This is a genomic window from Streptomyces sp. NPDC058295 (assembly GCF_042880655.1).
Lineage (GTDB): Bacteria > Actinomycetota > Actinomycetes > Streptomycetales > Streptomycetaceae > Streptomyces > Streptomyces coriariae.
The window spans coordinates 117137-134335 of record NZ_JBHVYO010000020.1 but is presented as its reverse complement, the minus strand read 5'-3'; the positions used below and the strand labels follow the sequence as shown (position 1 = coordinate 134335).

General features: G+C 68.4%; 14 protein-coding genes and 2 pseudogenes. 7 read left to right on the top strand and 9 right to left on the bottom strand.

Going from position 1 to position 17199, the window contains the following annotated elements; translation table 11 throughout:
- Window positions 1-208: 208 nt before the first annotated feature.
- Window positions 209-3415, bottom strand: coding sequence for an alpha-L-rhamnosidase (locus ACFVYS_RS22650; RefSeq protein ID WP_389504576.1), 3207 nt, complete (start codon window positions 3413-3415; stop codon window positions 209-211).
- Window positions 3416-3817: 402 nt separating this feature from the next.
- Here ACFVYS_RS22650 and ACFVYS_RS22645 point away from each other — a divergent pair, with 402 nt between their 5' ends.
- The 3 genes and pseudogenes from ACFVYS_RS22645 to tpg form a co-directional block, all read left to right on the top strand.
- On the top strand, window positions 3818-4171 hold the full coding sequence (locus ACFVYS_RS22645) for a hypothetical protein (protein ID WP_389504574.1): 354 nt from the start codon (window positions 3818-3820) through the stop codon (window positions 4169-4171).
- 232 nt (window positions 4172-4403) lie between these two features.
- Window positions 4404-4808 (top strand): type II toxin-antitoxin system PemK/MazF family toxin, encoded by a 405-nt coding sequence (locus ACFVYS_RS22640; RefSeq protein WP_389504572.1) that lies wholly within the window; start codon window positions 4404-4406, stop codon window positions 4806-4808.
- Between the two features lie 139 nt (window positions 4809-4947).
- Window positions 4948-5283, top strand: a pseudogene (gene tpg / locus ACFVYS_RS22635) (telomere-protecting terminal protein Tpg); the annotation flags it as partial.
- A gap of 56 nt (window positions 5284-5339) precedes the next feature.
- Here the strand turns inward: tpg and ACFVYS_RS22630 are convergent.
- From ACFVYS_RS22630 to ACFVYS_RS22620, 3 genes are all read right to left on the bottom strand, one after another.
- The gene (locus ACFVYS_RS22630) at window positions 5340-5912 is read right to left on the bottom strand and encodes an AAA family ATPase (RefSeq protein WP_389504570.1); all 573 of its coding nucleotides are present in this window, start codon (window positions 5910-5912) and stop codon (window positions 5340-5342) included.
- 1372 nt (window positions 5913-7284) lie between these two features.
- Window positions 7285-8016 carry a phosphotransferase gene (locus tag ACFVYS_RS22625; RefSeq protein WP_389504568.1) on the bottom strand — a complete coding sequence of 244 codons (732 nt, stop codon included), beginning with the start codon at window positions 8014-8016 and terminating at the stop codon, window positions 7285-7287.
- Between the two features lie 242 nt (window positions 8017-8258).
- Window positions 8259-9155 (bottom strand): RNA polymerase sigma-70 factor, encoded by an 897-nt coding sequence (locus ACFVYS_RS22620; protein ID WP_389504566.1) that lies wholly within the window; start codon window positions 9153-9155, stop codon window positions 8259-8261.
- Between the two features lie 181 nt (window positions 9156-9336).
- Here ACFVYS_RS22620 and ACFVYS_RS22615 point away from each other — a divergent pair, with 181 nt between their 5' ends.
- Window positions 9337-9822, top strand: a complete 486-nt coding sequence (locus ACFVYS_RS22615) for a carboxymuconolactone decarboxylase family protein (protein ID WP_383245939.1) — start codon at window positions 9337-9339, stop codon at window positions 9820-9822.
- A 458-nt stretch (window positions 9823-10280) separates the two neighbouring features.
- Here ACFVYS_RS22615 and ACFVYS_RS22610 read toward each other — a convergent pair whose 3' ends face one another.
- From ACFVYS_RS22610 to ACFVYS_RS22600, 3 genes are all read right to left on the bottom strand, one after another.
- Window positions 10281-11495 (bottom strand): glycosyltransferase, encoded by a 1215-nt coding sequence (locus tag ACFVYS_RS22610; RefSeq protein ID WP_389504564.1) that lies wholly within the window; start codon window positions 11493-11495, stop codon window positions 10281-10283.
- Window positions 11492-12292: a MerR family transcriptional regulator gene (locus tag ACFVYS_RS22605; protein ID WP_389504562.1), complete on the bottom strand. Its 801-nt coding sequence runs from the start codon at window positions 12290-12292 to the stop codon at window positions 11492-11494. The genes ACFVYS_RS22610 and ACFVYS_RS22605 overlap by 4 nt, the downstream gene beginning before the upstream one ends.
- Window positions 12293-12665: 373 nt before the next feature.
- On the bottom strand, window positions 12666-14048 hold the full coding sequence (locus tag ACFVYS_RS22600; protein WP_389504560.1) for a serine hydrolase domain-containing protein: 1383 nt from the start codon (window positions 14046-14048) through the stop codon (window positions 12666-12668).
- 141 nt (window positions 14049-14189) lie between these two features.
- On the opposite strand from ACFVYS_RS22600, the gene ACFVYS_RS22595 reads away from it, so the two are divergent.
- Both ACFVYS_RS22595 and ACFVYS_RS22590 read left to right on the top strand, forming a co-directional pair.
- A complete protein-coding gene (locus ACFVYS_RS22595) occupies window positions 14190-14885 on the top strand; it encodes a TetR/AcrR family transcriptional regulator (RefSeq protein ID WP_389504558.1) in 696 nt (231 codons plus the stop codon).
- A 442-nt stretch (window positions 14886-15327) separates the two neighbouring features.
- Window positions 15328-15891 (top strand): cysteine hydrolase family protein, encoded by a 564-nt coding sequence (locus tag ACFVYS_RS22590; RefSeq protein ID WP_389504556.1) that lies wholly within the window; start codon window positions 15328-15330, stop codon window positions 15889-15891.
- 202 nt (window positions 15892-16093) lie between these two features.
- Here ACFVYS_RS22590 and ACFVYS_RS22585 read toward each other — a convergent pair whose 3' ends face one another.
- Entirely contained in the window at window positions 16094-16258 is a 165-nt protein-coding gene (locus tag ACFVYS_RS22585; RefSeq protein ID WP_389504554.1) for a hypothetical protein, read from the bottom strand.
- A 27-nt stretch (window positions 16259-16285) separates the two neighbouring features.
- A pseudogene (locus ACFVYS_RS22580) lies at window positions 16286-16786 on the bottom strand (transposase); the annotation flags it as partial.
- 9 nt (window positions 16787-16795) lie between these two features.
- Between ACFVYS_RS22580 and ACFVYS_RS22575 the strand changes: the two are divergent.
- Window positions 16796-17056 carry a hypothetical protein gene (locus ACFVYS_RS22575; RefSeq protein WP_389504636.1) on the top strand — a complete coding sequence of 87 codons (261 nt, stop codon included), beginning with the start codon at window positions 16796-16798 and terminating at the stop codon, window positions 17054-17056.
- Window positions 17057-17199: the final 143 nt, after the last annotated feature.

The following is a 17199-nucleotide window of genomic DNA, read 5'->3' as shown; positions in this document are numbered from 1 at the left end:
TTCCGTCCAGGGCGCCCCGGCCAGGTCGAACTTCCCCTGGACCACCACCGGAACACGACTTCCGCAGCGCACGACCACCAGGGCGGCGGGGCGCGCTGCCGTGCGGCCAACTGCTCAGAGGCACCGGGAGGACGGGAGCCGCACCGGCGGCCCGCGGTCCGCCCTCGCGGTCCGGCGGTGCCGGAGCGAAGGGCGGACCGCACGCGTGTCACACGGTGAACCGGTGGTTCCCCGACCCGACCTCGAACACGGCGAAGCCGTCCTGCGCGCGTACGAAGGTTCCGTGCATGTGCGTGACGCTTCCGGGATCGTCGGTCGGGATCCACACCTCCGCGGTCGTGTTCGGCGGTACGCCGCACGACAGTGAGAAGCCGCCGGACCGCTGCTTCCACTGGGTGGACACCGGGCCGTAGAGGGAGGTGAGCGTGGCCTTGGCGGAGGTGACGCCGCCGCCGGGACGCGGGCGGATGACGATCTCCCGGTAGCCCGCCCGGCCGGGGGCGATACCGGCGATGTTGGCGTACATCCACTCCCCGACCGAGCCATAGGCGTAGTGGTTGAAGGAGTTCATCCCCGCGTCCTGGAAGCTGCCGTCCGGCCGGATGGAGTCCCAGCGTTCCCACATCGTGGTCGAGCCCTTGTCGATCTGGTAGCCCCAGCTCGGGAAAGTGCGCTGCCGGAGCAGCCGGTAGGCGACGTCGGTGTGTCCGGTGTCGGTGAGGACGGGCAGCAGCCGCGGGGTGCCGAGAAAGCCGGTCGACAGATGCCAGTCCTTCGCTTCGACGAGAGCGACGAGACGGTCGGCCGCCGCCGCGCGCAGGGCGTCCGGCACCAGGTTCATGGACAGCGCGAGGACGTAGGCGGTCTGTGTGTCCCCCTTCACCTTGCCATCGGCCGCCACGTACGCGGACTCGAACGCCTTGCGCACGCGGGTGAAGAGGTCGGTCCAGGGCGCGGGGTCCTCGCCCAGCTCCCCCGCGATCCTCGCCCCGAGGTCGGCGCTGTGCGCGAAGTAGGCGGTCGCGACGACGTCCTTCGGCGTCTCGTCCGAGATGTTCAGCCAGTCGCCGTATCCCGCGGCCGGCCGCAGCAGGCCGTCGCTGTTCTTCTCCAGGTAGCGCAACCAGGACTGGACGGAAGGCCAGGCGTCGGCGAGGACTTGCCGGTCTCCGTACGCCTGGTACAGGGCCCAGGGGACCGTGACCCCCGCGTCCCCCCAGCCCGCGACGCCGTTGCCGACGGTGCCGACCATGGGTGCCACGTCCGTGAACGCGCCGTCGGACGTCTGCGCGTCGCGGAGGTCGACCAGCCACTTGCCGAGGAAGCGGGCCGACTCCATCGTGTATGCGGCCGTGGGCGCGAACACGTTGATGTCACCGGTCCAGCCGAGCCGTTCGTCACGGGCCGGAGTGTCCGTCGGCACGGAGAGGAAGTTGCCCCGCTGTCCCCAAGTGATGTTGCTGTGCAGCTGGTTGAGCATCGGCACATCGGTCTCGAACGAGAAGGTAAACGGCGCGGAGGTGTGCATGACCCGCCCGGTCAGGGCCGTCGGCGGCGGCGTGCCGGGGAATCCGGTCACCTCGACGTAGCGGAAACCGTGGAAGGTGAAACGCGGCTCGTAGACCTCCGTTCCGCTCCCCTTCAGGGTGTACGTGTCCGTCGCCGCGGCCGTCCGCAGGTTGGCGGTGTAGATCGTGCCGTCGGGGTTCAGGACCTCCGCGTGCCGCAGCCGCACCGTGGTGCCCGCCTCGCCCGACACGCGCAGCCGGACCGATCCGACCATGTTCTGGCCCAGATCGAAGACGAAGACGCCCGGCTCGGGCTCGGTGACCGTCCGGGCGCGGAGTTCCGCGGCGATGCGTACGGGACCGTCCACCTGCGCCACGATCTGCCCGGGAACATCGTTGTCCGAGTCCCGTACCGCGAGCCATGCGCCGTCGTCGAAGCCCGGCGAGGTCCACCCGGCCGTCTCCCTGCGCGCGTCGTACGTCTCGCCCCACAGCAGGTCCGCGGAGACGATCGGCCCCGAGGCGGCACGCCAGTCGGGCCCGGACGTGATGCGCTCGCTCGTCCCGTCGGCGTACTCGACCTCCAACTGTGCGAGCAGCGCGGGGTGTTCACCGTACTGGTGCGGTCCGAACATGCCGACGTTGCCCGCGTACCAGCCGGGGGCCAGGTAGGCGCCGATCGCGTTGGCCCCGGGGCGGACGGAGCTGGTGACGTCGAAGGTCTGGTACTGCACGCGCTTGCGGTAGTCGGTCCAGCCCGGGGCGAGTTGGTCGCGTCCCACCCGCGTGCCGTTGAGGTGGGCCTCGTACAGGCCGAGTGCCGTGGCGTACAGGCGGGCGCGGCTCACCTTCTTGCGCGGCAGCCGGAACTCGTGGCGCAGCTGGTTGGCTGCGGACAGCACCGGCACGACCCGGCCCCACGGGCCGGCTCCCCAGGCGGCGGCCACCTTGGCGGCCTGCCACTCGCTGTCGTCGAAGTCCTGCGCGCGCCAGTCGTCGGCCGGTTCCTGGTCGGTGGTCTTCCACGAGCCGTCGGTGACGACCTTCTGGTCTCCGGAGGCCGTGGTGAGGGCGAGGACGGCGACCAGTCCGGCCGGGCCGTCCGTGCCGTTGGTGGCCGAGACGGCGAGGGTGTTCGCTCCGGAGCGCATCTGGGCGAGGACGTCGATGACGGCGGGGTGGCGCCAGCCCTCGAAGTCCGTGGCCAGGTCGGTGCGCGCGACCTCGGTACCGTTGACGGAGACGGTGTAGACGTTGTCGGCGCTGATCACCAGCGTGGCCGCGGTGATGTCGTCCGGGAGGTCGATGGTGCGGCGGAACCAGCGGGTCCCCGCCGGCACACCGGTCGCCGGGTCCCCCTGGGGGTACCAGATCCACGAACTGCCCTCCAGGGAAGGGGCGTCGGTGAGCGACACGGGAGCGGATATCCACCGCGCGGTCCACTGGGACGCGTCCATCAGGCCGGTCTCCCACCACGACGGCGGACTCCACCCCGAGACACCTCCGTCGGCGTCCCAGACCCGCACCGACCAGAAGTAGCGGGTACGCGGCCTGAGTTGAGGCCCGGCGTACGGGACGAGTACGGAGTCGGCCGAGACGACCTTGCCGCTGTCCCACACGTCCGGGTGGGACAGGCCGGCCGCGCTCGACGCGACGCGCACCTGGTAGGCGCTCTGCCGCCGGTCCGAACCGGCCGCGGTCAACGGCCAGCTCAGGCGCGGCCTTGCCACGTCCAGGCCCAGGGGCTGTCGGACGTACTCGACGGTCGGAGCGGTCGGACGCAAGGCACCCTTGCTCACACGTGGCGCGGTGGCAGCGGCCACGGCCGGCGCGGTCCCCGCAGCCCCGGCGGCCACGGTGGCTGCGGTAGCTGCGGCGCCCGCGAGGATGTTCCTTCTACTGATCACTGCGACCCCTAGAGGTAGAAGGTGAATCGATTCACGGCCGTGAACGTAGGGGGCACGCGAGGCGCGCGTCAATGAGTGTGCACAGGTTTTCTCCGCGTTGATCAGGCGACCAGCGGGGATCTGGAAGCACGGCTCAATTCGACTATAGGGAAATGGAGTTGAACCCTTTCAACTCGATCAAGGATGCGAGCTCTCCGTGCGCTCGATGCCCGGTACCGCGACGGGGCCTCGGCACCGTTCGGCTTGTCCCGGACCGCAAAGAGGGTTCGGTGACACGACCATGGCTGCCGCCGCCTTCGTCGGCGAGCAGCAAGCATGCTCAGGTCGGCTTGGACCTCGTATCGTTCATTGCTTGTCGGCTGTCACCGTTGCCTTGTCATAGCGGTGTGGGAACCTCCGGGCATGAGCTACGACTTGGCCGTGTGGGAGGGAGAGCGGCCGTCAGATGACAGGGCGGCCGGCCGAGCCTTCGGTGACCTTTACGACCGTTACCTGGACGCAGAGGTAGACCATCCTCCGACCAAGCGCATCGCGGACTACGTCGCCGCGCTGGTGGAGCGGTGGGGTGATGCGTCTGTGGACGGGGACGCTTCGCCCTGGACCGCATGGCCGTTGCTTGCAGGAGCGGGCGGCCCGCTCGTCTACATCCCGCTGGGTTGGAGCGCGGCTGAAAAGGTCTCCGCCCATGCCGCCGTCCTGGCGGACTCGATGGGGCTGGTCTGCTTCGATCCGCAACAGAAACGACTCAGGCCCTGACAGACTTGGTCAGGCACCGGTACGCGATCACAAGCGCTGCCAGGCCGACGAGGGCGAGGAAATGCTCCGGTTTCCGCTCGCTTCCTTCCAGTGGGCAGGGTTTACGCTGTGACCTGCGGCCACCGCATGATCGTTTGTCTTCACACACCGATGGTCAACGGTGGCCGCGCCCGTCTCCACAGCGCGTCAGGGTCGCGCAGCGTCTGCCTGCCGTCCTGTATTTGGAGGACTTGTGCAACGTGGCGAAGTCTGGTGGGTTCAGTTCGACGAGCGGAGGTTGGTCGTACTGCTGTCGGGAGAGGACACGTCCGGGATCCGGGTGATGCAGGTCGTTGCTCCGGCGGGCGTCGACATCAGCGGTCTGGGCATCGAAGTGACGGTGGGCGCCGGTGAAGGACTGCCCTTCGAAGGCGTGCTGCGGCTCGCGTTCCCGCGTCCAGGCTTCACCCCGTGCACGTGGCTGACCACTGTGTCCCGGGACGACCTGATAGAGCGGGAGGCCGTCCTGTCCTCGGCGAAGCTCAGCGAGCTTGACGATGCCCTCCGACTCGCTGAACAAGCGCACGAGCGTAGCCCGGCAACGACCGCGAAGCTCAGCGAGATACGGGACGCCCTCCGTCGCGGTGAACTCGGGTAGACGAAGAAGGAGCCGACGCCCGTGACGGCGTGGGCGATCTCGGGCGAGATGACCCACGCTGGCCTCGGCGCCCCTCACCATCGAGATCACGATCTACGGCTGGAGTACTAGCCACAAAAGCCCGCAGCAGCACTCCGTGGTACGGCAGCGGTGGCAGCCCCAGGTCCGCAAACGCCGGCAGCAACAAGCCGCGACCACGGGCGGGATCACGGTGGAGACACGGGCCCGGTTCGGATACACCGCACCCGTCGGCACCACCGACGACGGACGCTTCCGCCGCCTCACCGTCCACCTCCCCCCGACGTACCCACAACGCCTCTTCGACGCCCGCAACGCCGGAGCCAGCGACCAGGAGATGCGCGGCATCATCGCCGAAGGCTTCAAAGACGTGTATTTCCAAGACGGCGGATGCCGAGCCACAGGGCTCACCGAGGTCACCCTCAACGACATCGATTACCTCGACGTCGACTACTGACCTTTTACGGCGCTCGACCGGGCCGGGGCTGTGGCTGAGCCGAAGCGCGGTTGTTGTCACATAGGCAGTCTTGTTGTCACCTGTGAGGTGCGGCGCCGGAAGGTCTCACTCTTGACGGCCTCTGCGATCTGCTGGGCGGCCTGGGCGGGGGTGAGGTGCGTGGTGTCGACGACCTCGGCCTCGGCGTGCAGCCACGTGCGGGCTGCCTCGGCGTAGGGCTCGAGGTATTGGAGACGGAACGGGGAGTTGGGGCCGAGAACGGTGTCGCCCGCGATGCGCGCGCGGAGGGTGTCCTGGTCGGCATGGAGGACGAAGTGCCGGACCGGAATGTCGTGCTGGGCAAGACCCGAGCTGATCTCGCGCCAGTACTGCTCGACCAGGACGGTCATGGGCATTACCAGGGTTCCGCCGGTGTAGTCGAGGACGCGTCGGGCGGTCTCGACCACGAGGGGACGCCACGGCGGCCAGTGCTGGAAGTTGTCCGTTGCGGGCAGCCCTGGCTGGATGTCCATGAGCGTCTCGCCGACTTTCTCGGCGTCGAACACCCGGGAGTCCGGGATCAGTTGCTGGACGAGCGCACTGGTCGTCGTCTTGCCTGCGCCGTGGGTGCCGTTGAGCCATACGATCATGGCTTTGACGCTAGCGTCGCGCGGGCCGCACGGACGGGCAGAGTAGAAGATCCGGGCAGAGAACCGCAGGTTCTCGATCCTTGATTCTGGTGACAGAAGGACTGCTGATTGAACCTGTGTGACAAGTCGGATGCCTCGACTGTGACAACCAGGATGCTTCACCCGGCCCCCTTTGGCCAGGTCATCCGATCCTGCTGGTGACCCCTATCGTGCTGCGGCTCAGTGGCTGAATCCGCCGGCCAGTGCGGGTCGATCTCCTCGAGCTCGGTCTCGGTGGCCGTGGAAGGCGCCGGATCGGCAGAGGTTGGACAACGAGTTGACCGGAGCGGCGAAGCGTTGAGCCAGCTGGAGCACGGGCTCGTCGTTCGTAGCGGTCGTGGTGGGGGCGGAATGTGCCGGAGGGCCCCCGCCGCTGGGCGCGGTGGGGACCCTCCGGCACATCTGAGGGGGCAGTCTTCTCGCTTGTCCGGTCGCACCACGGTGCGCATCGGGCGAGTGCGGCGAACCCGCCTCTTGGCGGCGTACTGAGGAGCCTTGGCGGCGAGCTTCTCACGCATGCGGGTGGCGTACAGGCAGGAGCGCCGGCATCCGGAGATCGTGGACACGGTCGGCACCACGCACTACTTCGAGCAGCAGGCGGTGGAATCGTTCTGGGCTGCCCGGCAGCAGGACGTCGGCACGAGCCGGCTGGTTGCGGCTGGGCGCAAGTCCGATGATGGGCAGGGCGGTTACAGCGCTGATCGGAGTCTGCGGGACCAGGCGGTGGGCGTGGCCCCTGTGCGTCGAACACAACCTGCGCATGCATGCGCGCGAGGTGGAGGGGCCGCTCTCCTGGTGGTGCGCCGGAGAGCGACCGCGTCTCGGGCCGGCCCACATCCGTGCGGCCGTGGGCGTGCTCGACACCCCCTGAGCCGCCCGCATCGCCGCAACCACAAGCGATGGAGGGCAGATCGACGTCATGTTGCGCGGCAGCCGCAGCGGCTGCGCGGCCTTGCGCGGAGGCCCCGCCGACGCGCAAAGACACCTCCAGCCGCCCCGAACCCCCGACCGCGCGCCCACCCACCCGTCCCTTCCCGCTTCTCTTCCTTCTGTTCCTGGACCGGGGTGTTGGGGTGTGCTGAGGGGGATGTCGGGGAGCCGGCCACGCTGAGAATGCTGTGGTGACCTGCGGATACGCAGGCGCGCGGGCCACAGGTCACGCGCCGCGGTGGGCGGGGATATCGGCTCGGTCGGGGGGTGTTGTCGCACTGTGACCGTGGTCGCGCCCTCGGGGCCGGCTGATGCGCTCGGTCGTACACGCAGTGCCGGATCAAGGCCGTCCGGCCATCACGGGAAGGAACCGGCGAACCGGCCTCGGCCGTGACCCATGCGCTCACTGCACTGAGCGTTCCAATGCATCTCGATGATCGGAAACCCACTGATAGGCCGACTGGACTTGCCTCACTGCCCCTGCTTCACGAAGCTGGGCCATGGCGAGGTCACCCGCATCGGCCTGGGTCTCGATGCCCCGCCAGCACCGATCCTGCCACCACAAGATCGTGGACACGAGGCGTTGCCGGTCAGGCAGCTCGTAGCTGTCAACGATCAGCCTCATCCGTCGGGCTGTCTTCTCGACGTCGGTGACCGAAGGGCCCAGAGCGAGGTACTGCCAGCAGACGTGAGCGATGTCGTGGATCCGCGCGCCCGGTGCCGCAAGGTCCCAGTCGATGAATGCCACTGGCCGAAGCTCGCCACCGCACAGCTGATAGACCGTGTTCTTGGGCGACAGGTCGTTGTGACACACGACCTCTTGATCTCCGGCCAGCGGGGTGCCCGCCGTCAGGTCATGGAACTGACGCACGAGCCGGGCGACCGTCACCAGACTCTCGTCCGATGACACAGCAGCAGGTTGTCGCGGCTCCCATGCCACGTGGCCATCGAGGTAACTGAGGACTTCCCGGCCCTCGTCGTCCACACCGAGATACCGCGGAGCACCACCCCAGCCACTGGCTTCAAGCAGCCTCAGCAGATCACCTACGAACTTCGCCGTAGCTGGGCGGCGCACCGTGTCCCCGACACGAACGACCGCATTGACGAAACCTCCGGGCAAGAAAGACTCAGGCATCCCTCCACCCTGTCTTATCGCTACCTCTCACGCTCATAGCTTGTCCCGACGGTTGATCCGCCCCGAGTCACCCTGCCAGAGGATCTACTCCGCAGACTCCCACCCACGACCAGCACGAGACCCCGACAGACGAGCACACCAGCCCTTTGACCTGCAACTTCAAGTTGGCGGAGGCTCAGTCGTGTGCGTCGCTGCACGTGGCGCGGCTATTGTCGTGGTGAGCGGTGATGCCGAGGCCCGCGTCAGCGACCCATCGCCGTCTCGCGGTTCATGCGTGACAGCTTCTCGGGATTGCGGACGGCGTAGAGGCCGGTAATGAGGCCGGCGTCCAGACGGAGGGCAACGATCGTGTCGATCCGGCCGTCGCGGCGGATGATCAGGGCCGGGTGGCCGTTGACCAGGGTCGGTTGCAGCAGGGCGCCGCTGAGCCTGGCCAGGGCCTCGGTCACGTCGGCCACGCCCACCACCGGTTCCACGGCGGCCCGGACGACTCCGCCGCCATCCGTCAGGAGGACGACGTCCGGGGCAATCATGTTGAGGAGTCCGGTCAAGTCGCCTGTTTCCACCGCCTGTTGGAAGGCGGCGAGCGCTTCGCGGGTCTGGGACGGGGAGACCGTCTCGCGAGGGCGGCGCGCGGCGACGTGGGCGCGGGCGCGGTGCGCGATCTGGCGGACGGCGGGCGGGGTCTTGTCGACGGCCTGCGCGATCTCGTCGTAGTCCAGGTCGAAGACGTCCCGGAGCACGAACACGGCACGCTCGGTCGGGGCGAGGGTCTCCAGTACAAGGAGCATCGCCATGGAGACGCTGTCCGCGAGCTCGACGTCCTCGGCCACGTCAGGCGCGATGAGCAGCGGCTCGGGCAGCCACGGGCCGACGTAGGACTCCTTGCGGCGGCGGAGTGTGCGAAGGCGGGTCAGGGACTGGCGGGTGGTGATGCGGACCAGGAAGGCGCGCGGGTCGCGGACTGTGGTGTGCTCGACGCCCGACCAGCGCAGCCACGTCTCCTGGAGGACGTCCTCGGCGTCGGCCGCCGAGCCCAGCATCTCGTAGGCCACCGTGAACAGCAGATTACGGTGGGCAATGAAGCTATCCGTGGCCGTGGCCGCCCCCGCATCGGTACCGGCATTCCTGTCCACCATCGTCAGTTCCCGACTTCCGTCTCGCTACTTGTGGTGCGTGTCGTACACGGGACGCCGCTGACCCCGGTTCTGTGACAGCCGCGCCCCGTGGCCCACGTCACCTCCGCCCCGTGTCACAGGAGCGTGGCGACCGGCGCCTCATGGGCATCAGCCGCACGATTCCATGAGTGAGGAAGCCCCGATGGAAACCCGTATGAACCTGTTCGACACCGAGCTCGGCACGAAGGTCGGCAAGCGGATCTACGCCGTCAGCCAGGTCATCCAGGAGTCGCCGCTGCCCAAATCCACCCAGGAGTTGGTGCAGCTGCGCGCCAGCCAGATCAACGGCTGCGGCTTCTGCGTCGACATCCACAGCAAGGACGCCGCCGCGGCCGGCGAGGACGCGGCCCGGCTCAGCCTCGTCGCCACCTGGCGGCACTCCACCGTGTTCACCGACGCCGAGCGGGCCGCGCTGGCCCTCACTGAGGAGGGCACCCGCATCATCGACGGATATGCAGGGGTCACTGACGAGACCTGGGCCCGGGTGCGCAAGCACTACGACGAGGAGCAGGCTATCGCTCTCGTCTCCCTCGTCGCCATGATCAACGCGACCAACCGGCTCGGCGTGATCCTCAACAACCAGGGTGGATCCTACGTGCCCGGCAACCTGACCACGGTCGCCGGTTGACGCACCGAGACCGGCCCCGATCGAAGGATCGGGGCCGGTCTTGGTCGTGCGGAAGCGGTCGGGAACTACAGGCATGTCCAGGCTCAGGGCCGCCAGGACGTCCTCGCACACGGCGTCCCACTCGGGGCCCTCCAACAAGCGCGACCGCGTCCTGGACACGCTCCAGGCATGAGGCCACGACACAAGCGCCCTGGAGAACGCGGACGACATCCCAGCCCGCGAACTACGCACCGGCCTGGCCGATCCTGACTACTGGTGGGCAAACAACGGTACAGGCGCCAGCGCCGAAGACCCGCCGTTCTGCCACAAGGACTCGCCAGGACGTGCGTGGGGTGCCGGACGCCACACGTCCTACCCTCAACAACCCAAGGGGCCTCGCCCGTTACGCCCCCTAAGCCGTCACCCGATCGGTGCCCAGACTGAAGAAGCCCCGTGACGAGGACGAGGAACGGTTGGCGTCATCCACCAGTCAGCTGCTGAATGGTCTTGAGCGCCTGAACCGCTCCGTTCTCGGTCACCAGATGTTGCGCCGCCTTTGCGGCGGCTCGACTGTGTGCCTGCTGCTTCACAACTTGGTGAAGTGAGTCGGCAAGCCGTTCGGCGGTGAGGGATCGGAAGGGGATCGGGTCGGCGGCGGCGCCGATGGCTGCAAGCCGCCCCGCCCAGAACGGCTGGTCCGCGGTCACCGGTACGGTGACCGCGGGCACTCCAGCGCGCAACGCGGCGGCCGAGGTGCCGGCCCCGCCATGGTGGACCACCGCAGCCAGCCGTGGAAACAGCAAGGCGTGCGGTACGTCCCCGATGGTGAGCACGTCGTCCCCGTCGGCGGCGAGCCCGGCACTGCCGGCTTGGAGGATGCCGCGCAGCCCGGCGCGACGCAGGGCTCGCACAGCGATCTCGCTCAGCCGTTCCCCGTCGCCGGATGCCATGCTCCCGAAGCCGATGAGGACCGGCCGGGGTCCGGCACGCAGGAAGTCCTCCAGATCAGCAGGCAGCCGTTCGGCCGCATCGTGATGGGGCCACCAGTTACCCACGACCTCCAGGCCGGAGCGCCAGTCGGAGGGACGGGGCACCAGGGCGGTGCTGAAGCCGTGCAAGATGGGCCAATTCGCCTGTTCCTGTCGTCGACGCATCTCGGAAGGTGAGGCCGGAGGCAGCTGGAGGCGGTGGCGCAGCTTTGCGACAGCCTGTTCGTAGACGCGGTCGGCCATCCGCAGTGCGAAGCGTCCGGTTGCTCGGTTGGCGAGACGGCCCAGTGAGCGGGAGCCTGTGACGACGGGCGGGAAGTCGCCGGTCGGTGCGGTGGGTTGGAGGTACACGCCGAGGCTCGGTGTGCCCGTGGCCTCGGTGAGGTGCCAGCCGAGCGGAGCCGTGGTGGTCGACAGCAGGAGCAGGTCCGTGCCATCGTCCATCACGTCGGCGAAGCCCTGACCCAGTTCGGTGATGAATGCGGCAGCGGAGCGCATAAGTTCATGTTTGTCTGTGACGCTGCCACGCACCCGTGTGTCGGCGGGAAGGCTGCGAAATTCAAGCCCTGCGCCGCGTACGAGGGGTGCGAAGGTGTCTGTGGTGGCGAGCGCAACGTCGTATCCGACCCGGCACAGTTCGACGCCCAGACCCGTGTAGGGCGCGACGTCGCCGCGCGATCCGGCCGCGGCGATCAGGATCCTCATTGGTCCTCCTCGGAATCGGTACGGCCACCTGCGTAGCGGGCCGCGTTGGCGTGCACCGCCTTGCGCGTATAGGCGGCCAGGCCCGGGCGTTGCTGTGACGCCGGTATGACCAGAGCGAATGCGCGCGGGTCGGCGACGAAGTCGTCCGCGATGCGCCGGTGCATGTCGGGCGGGCAGGAGGTGAACCATCGCGAGATGTGCAAGCGGTGCTCCTCGGCGAGGTCCATGGCCCGCTCTCCGTTGCTCAGCTCCCCCTCGTCGAAGGCCGCCAGCAGGTCCGCGCGCCAGGCGGCGGCCTCGCCCATGAGCTGGCGCCAATCCTCTTTGGTGTGAGCAGCCGCGCGCGCCATCGCCTCGCGCTGTCCCTCCGAGTGCGCCCACTTCAGTTCTGCCTCGGTGGCATAGCTCAGGTCGAAGGTGATCTCACCGAAGACCTCGAAGCGTTCCTGAGGAGTCAGGGACACTCCGGTCTTCTGGACCTCTATCGCCCGTTCCGACACCTCGACCAGCCGCTGCAGCCTGACGATCTCCTCACTCAGTTGCCGCTGCCGTGCCCGGAGCCGCTCCAAGGGGTTCACCTGCGGATCCTTGAAGATCGCGGCGATCTCGTCGAGAGGGAAACCGAGCTCACGGTAGAAGAGGATCTGCTGGAGACGGACCAGGTCCGCCTCACTGTAGAGCCGGTATCCGGCGTGGCTGCGGTCACTGGGCGAGAGCAGCCCCGCCTTGTCGTAGTGATGCAGTGTCCGCACCGTCACCCCGGCGAAGGACGAGACCTGCCCCACGGAGTAGCTCATCCACCTGCCCTTTCGTCGGTACACAGCCTCAAGCCTGACGTAAGGGGAGGGTCAACCGGCGCTTACGGGCCCTCGGAGGTGAAGGCGGAGAATACTGACCGGCCCGCGAGCTACGGCACATTGAGCTTTCGGGGTAGCCACCGCACTGCGGCCTCACCCCCACCCAGCAGACCGCGCACCGGGCGTCGGCCCCGACCCGCACCCCGGTCTAGCTCGGCGTTGCCCGCCTCAAGTCGGGGGTGGAGCCCGGCTCGACGTCGGAGACCCACAACGGCGTGCCGTCACCGTGACCCGCCCACAATTCGTAGGTTGAGGCGAGGGCCCTGCCTGACCATTCGCGTCAGACAGGGCTCTGCGGCACGCGGCACACTGGTCAGGTCGCATGGACGCGCTGGAACAGCCGGCCGGCGAGGTCGACTCCCACGACCGTGCCCGTCTCGTCGCGGGTGAAGAAGCCGCGCTGCCCCGTCAGGCCGCCGTTGGTGACGATGTAGTCGTCGGCCCCGCCAGGCAGCAGCCCGAAGTCGGCCGACGGCAGGTCCGGCGGCAGCTCGGTGCCCGCGGACGCCCGGACCTCCGGCTTGATGCGCACTGCGATCTTGGGTCCGGCCTCCTCTGCGCTGATGGTGAGCGTCATGATGTCGATCTCGTAGCTGCCGGCGAACTCGCGGATCCGCGCGGGGTCGTAGGGGAGCGGCTCGGGGTCCCGGTCGGCCACCCCCAGGTAGTGCTCGAGTGCCCAGCGGACGATGGCCTGGTTGCAGGCCGGCCCGCTGTCCGGACCGGCGTTGGAGGCCACAGCGACGGCGAAGCCCCGTTCGGGCACCGTGAGCAACTCGGCGAACTGACCGTTCGCCGACCCGCCGTGCCCGACGGTGCGAACGCCGTCCACGTGGCGCAGGAACCAGCCGATGCCGACGGCGTCGCCCATCGAGCTGGAGCGCAGCGCGACCGTCGGTTCGGCCATCCGGTGCAGAGTCTGGGCGGACATCACCCGGACACCGCTTTGCGAGCAACCGTCGCCGAGGTGGAACCGGGCCCACCGGAGCTGGTCCGCGACCGAGGAGACGATGCCCCCGCCGGGGTTGTTGGCACGGGAGTCCTTCCACCGCCGCGCGACGGCCAGGGTGCCGTCCTCGCCGACGTTGTGCCCGACGGCGAACCGCCGGGTCATCACCTCGTCGCCGGCGAAGAAGCTGTGGGTCATCCCGAGCGGTTCGAAGAGCAGCGAGGAGGCGGCGCGCTCGTACGTCAGACCGGTGACCTTCTCCACGATCCGTCCGGCCAGGTTGTAGCCGAGCTGGCTGTAAGATGCGCGGGCGCCGACCGGCGCGATCAGCGGAATCTCGGCGAGCTGCGCCACATGGGCGGCCAGCGCGTCGTCGCCGTCGCCGGTGTCGAATGCCGTTCTGACGTCCAGCCCCGCGGTGTGGTTGAGCAGGTTGCTCACGGTGATCCGAGCCGCGGCCTCCTCGTCCGGGAGCGCGAATTCCGGAACGTATCGGCGCACCGGCGCGTCCAGCTCAACCTGGCCGGCCTCAACCAGGCGCATCAGCGCGGTCGCCGTGTAGGTCTTGGTGACCGAACCCAGCCGGAACAGGGTGTCCTGGGTGACCGGCAGCGGGTTCTCCAGGTTCGTCACCCCGTGACACGCGAAGACCTCCCGGCCGTCCACCCACACCCCGACGGCAACGCCGGGGATGCCGAACTCCGTGGCCTTCGCCTCGACGAAGGCGGCCAGCGGCTCCTGTGACATTTCTTTTCCCCCTCTTCTTCCAGTCCCGTCAACAGAATGACTTGCACGACGTTCAAGTCGAAGGTAGAGCAGGACTTGCACAGTGTGCAAGTGATGTTTGAACTTTGTGCAAGTCGCGGTCCGATGCCCTACCGTTGCCACATGCCCCGCGACACGCTGACCCGCGAACAGATCGTCCAGGCCGCCGTCGAGCTGCTGGACGCCGAAGGTCTGGAAGGCTTCAACATGCGCGCCCTGGGCAAGCGGCTGGGCTCCGCGGCCACCGCGGTCTACTGGCACGTGGGCAGCAAGGACAATCTCATCACCCTCGCCGCCGATCAGGCATGGAGCGAGATCGCGCTGCCCGACCTGGCCGCCACCGGCTGGCGGACGGCAGCCACCGCGATGGCCGATGGCCTGCATGCGATGCTCACCCGCCACCCCTGGCTGGTGCAGGCTTTCGGCTCCTTCTTGATGTTCGGCCCCGGCAAAGCCCGCTACGACGACCACATGCTCGCCGTCTACGAGGCTGCCGGACTCACCGGCACGCTCGCCGACCAGGCGGCGGCCACCGTCTTCACCTTCGTGCTCGGCAACGCCCTCGGCCCCGCCGCCGCGGCCTCGCTCTCAAGAAAGCTCAGCGGCGACGCCAACGCCGAGCAGCTGATGCGCGACAGCATGGCCGAAGCCCGCGAGATCGCAGCGCAATTCCCCCGGCTGCGCGCCCGCCTCGAAACCCCCGCCGCCGCCTACGCCGCGGCTCCGGACGACACCTTCGCCTTCGGCCTCCAAGCCCTCCTCGACGGTCTCGACGCCCAGCTCGCCGGTCCCCCCACGAGCACCGCGCCTGGCGAGTAGGCGAGTAGCCGCAGGGGCTCGCCCACAGCCGAGGTCACGCAGGTGCCCGAACTGGCCGGTTGAGGTGGCACACTTGACGTTCCTTGCCGTCCACCCTGATCACGGAGTCACGCTCGCGGAACCGCGCAGCACCGGGCACCGCCCGCCAAAACGGGCCCAGCGCCAGGAGTCCCGCGGGGCCCCCGATCAGCAACCGACGCGTGGGCTCCATCGGCTCGCGACGACTTTCGCCGAGAAAACCTCAATGGCTCCGTATCTGACGGGCGACACCGCTTATCACCGGGTTTGGACACCACCTACGTTGTCCTGCAGGACAAGAACTGACACCGGCTCATGGGCGCACTGCGGCGCGACGCTGATGAGGATCTGCGGAACCCCCGACCACGGCTCGGTTGATCCACCAGACTTGCTCCGGTTCTTCCATGGAGAAGGGACGGCGAGCATGGCAAACAGTGCACTTCTGGTGATGGACGTCCAACGGGACGTTGTGGCCATCGCCGACGACGGTTCCGGATATCTGCCCCGCTTGCGCAGCGCGATCGACGGTGCCCGGGCTGCAGGCATCCCCGTGATCTACGTGGTGATGGGTTTACGGCCGGGCGATCCAGAAGTCAGCCCTCGCAACAGGGTGATGGCAAACGTCGTGCGGGCCGGCCTGTTCACCGAGGGCGCCCCTGGCACCGAGATCCATGACGACGTCGCCCCCCAGCAGGGCGACGTCGTGGTGACCAAGAGACGAGGGAGCGCGTTCTCGGGCAGCGACCTCGACTTGGTACTCAGGGCTCGCGATATCGACAGCCTTGTTCTCACCGGCATCGCCACCAGCGCTGTAGTGCTGTCCACCCTGTGGCACGCCCTCGACCTGGACTTCGGCCTCACCGTCCTGGCGGACGCCTGCCTCGACACCGACCCCGAGGTACACACGATGCTCACCGAAAAGCTGTTTCCGCAGTGGGCGGACGTCCTCACCGCCGAGGACTGGCTCAAAGCCATCGCACCGCAATAGCGGAAGGCCGTCCGGACAAGCCGGCATCGCCTCCCATCGTCCGGGAAGAGGTCAGCCGACGGATTTGCCCGGGCCTGGGTGAGGGTGCCAAGCGGCTCGGTCCAGCGTAGAAGCGGTCCACTTGCCGCAGTGTGAGCTGCCCGGACCCACCAGCCAGCACCAGCCACAAAACGTCACAAATCATCGGTTCTGACGCAGCTTTTCAGGGCGCCCTCCACTCGTGTGGTCCGCCTCCACGCCATTCCACCCAGCGTGGATCGTCCAGCACGCCCTCGGGATCGTCGACGCCCGCGGCTTCGAGGAACACCACCAGGTCGTGATCGCTGTAGGCGGTGCCGAGGATCTCGTCCCGACCGTGCGAGTGCACGGTGAGAGGTCGTTTTCTTCCGTTGTTTCATCCCGGAATCTGCTGTTTGGTCTGCGGTGCCGGGTCGCGCCAGGAGATGGTGTTCTCGCAGGTGAGGCGGCGGGCCATGAGGTCTGCCATCGCGATATAGATCATGGCTTCGGAGCGGGCGGGCCGGGTTTCGTAGTCGCGGGCCAGGCGGCGGTGGAGCATGAGCCAGCCGTAGGCCCGCTCGACCACCCACCGCTTCGGGATCGGGGTGAACCCCCTGATCCCGGGCTTGCGTTGAGTGATTTCCATGTCGATGCCGAGGGTAGCTGCGTCCTCGACGAGGTACTGGCGGTAGCCGCCGTCGACCCATACCTGGCGGACGCGGGGATGTTCGGTGGCGACCTGGTCCAGGAGCTGGGTGCCGGCGACGGAGTCCTGCCCGCCCGCCGCGGTGACCAGCACGGCAAGGAGAAGGCCCATCCTGTCGGTGACGATGCTCCGCTTCCGACCGACGATCTTCTTCCCGGCGTCGATGCCCTGGCTGGAGGCGAGCACCGCAAGGGGGTCGTGGAGAAGTCCGTGGCCACCGGGGAGGGCGCCCTGTCGGTGGCCACGGACGAGCGCTCCGGTGACGTCCTGGTGGTCAACCGCACCGCCGCGAACGTCACCGTCGTCGACCCGCGCAAGGGGGTAGTCGAGGAGATGGTGGCCCCCGGGGCCAACCCCAACCATGTGGAGGTGGCGGACGGTTCCGCGTACGTGGTGGACAAGTCCGGTGCCGGGGCGGCCGGTGAAGACCAGGTGACGCGGATCCGCGTCACCCGCTGAGGGGGTGGGGCGCCGAGGACCGCCCTCCTCGGCGCCCCTGCTTCAGCCCCCCCTACGGTCTCGCTCCATGCCGCGCCGGTCATGATCGACTGGACGTCACCGACGAACTCGAGGCGGACCAGTGCGGTGCCCTCGGGAGTGAC